Annotated in this window: 1 pseudogene; it reads right to left on the reverse strand. The window is 80.8% G+C overall.

From position 1 onward, the window contains the following. Positions 1-1,492, reverse strand: a pseudogene (locus tag BST12_RS33090) (PE family protein); the annotation flags it as partial.

Below are 1,492 nucleotides of genomic sequence, written 5' to 3' on the forward strand. Positions count from 1 at the left end.
GCCGCCGTCGCCGCCCACGCCCTGGCTGCCCGCGGAGCCACCGGTGACGGCAAGTCCGCCCTGGCCGGGCGCTCCGCCGATGCCGCCAGTGCCGCCCTTGCCGCCGTTGCCGGCAGCGATGGCGGCGGTGCCGTCGACGCCCGTTCCGCCCTTGCCGCCGTCGCCTGCGTCACCGCCCTTGCCGCCGTCACCGGAGGCGCCCGCGGTGGCGCCCGGACCACCCGCGGCCCCGCCTGAGCCGCCATCGCCGCCGCCGCCGCCGTCTCCGGCGTTGCCGCCGTTGCCGCCGTTGGCGGACCCGGGTGACGCCGTTCCATCCGAACCGGCGGCACCCCCGCCCCCGGTGCCGCCGTCACCGCCGGTGCCGCCGTTGCCGCCATTGCCGGCGACCGCCCCGGCCGAGCCCGCGCCGGCCGCACCGCCGTCGCCGCCGGTGCCGCCGGCGCCACCTTTGGTGCCACCGCCGCCATCACCCCCAGGGCTGGTGCCGGCGTCGCCGTTGCCTCCGGCGCCGCCGTCTCCGGCGTCGCCGCCCTTACCGCCGTTGCCGCCGACACCTTGGGCACCCGTGGCACCGCCGCCACCGCTGCCTGGAGCGCCGCCGAGGCCACCCGGCCCACCGTCGGCGCCGTCGCCACCGTCGCCGCCGTCGCCACCGTCCGCGGTGGTCGTTCCGGGTGTGCCCACGGCGCCACGGCCGCCATCGCCGCCGTCGCCGCCGCGGCCGCCGGTGCCGCCATTGCCGGCCTTGCCGTTGACACTGCCGGTCCCCGCGTCGCCACCGGTACCGCCCTGCCCGCCGCCGCCGCCCGGATCGCCCTTCACGCCGTCGTTGTTGGGGCCCGTAGTGCCGTTGAGTCCGTTGTTACCCCTGGTACCGTCGCCGCCGGTACCGCCGCTGCCCCCGTTGCCACCTGCGCCCATGGTGCCCGCGGTACCACCGCCACCGCTGCCCGCGGCACCCGCAGCGCCGCCGGTGCCGCCGGTGCCGCCGGTGCCGCCGGTCGCGCCGTCGCCGCTGGAACCGAGGCCGACACCGCCGGTACCACCGGTGCCGCCGGCGCCACCCTGCCCACCGTCGCCCCCGTTGCCGGCCGGGCCGCCGCCGGCCGCGCCGCCCCCCTGACCGCCCTGACCGCCGTTGCCGCCGGCGAAACCCGGGTTGCCGGTCACACCGGCGCCGACGAAGCCGCCGCCGGCACCTCGGCCGCCGCCACCGCCCATGCCGCCGTCACCGCCGGCCGCGACGGCACCGGCCGGGCCGCCGCTGCTGAACAGACCACCGGCGCCGGCGGCACCGCCGATACCCGCTGCGCCGCCCTTGCCGCCGGCACCGCCATTGCCGCCGATACCGGTAAGGCTCGAGCCCCCGGCACCGCCGTCGCCGCCGGCCCCACCAGCCCCTGCCGCGCCACCGGCTCCGCCGTGACCGATCATCAGCGGGCCGGTCCCCCCGGCACCGCCGGTGCCTCCGGCCCCGCCGGCGCCGCCG

The organism is Mycobacterium angelicum (genome assembly GCF_002086155.1).
GTDB lineage: Bacteria > Actinomycetota > Actinomycetes > Mycobacteriales > Mycobacteriaceae > Mycobacterium > Mycobacterium angelicum.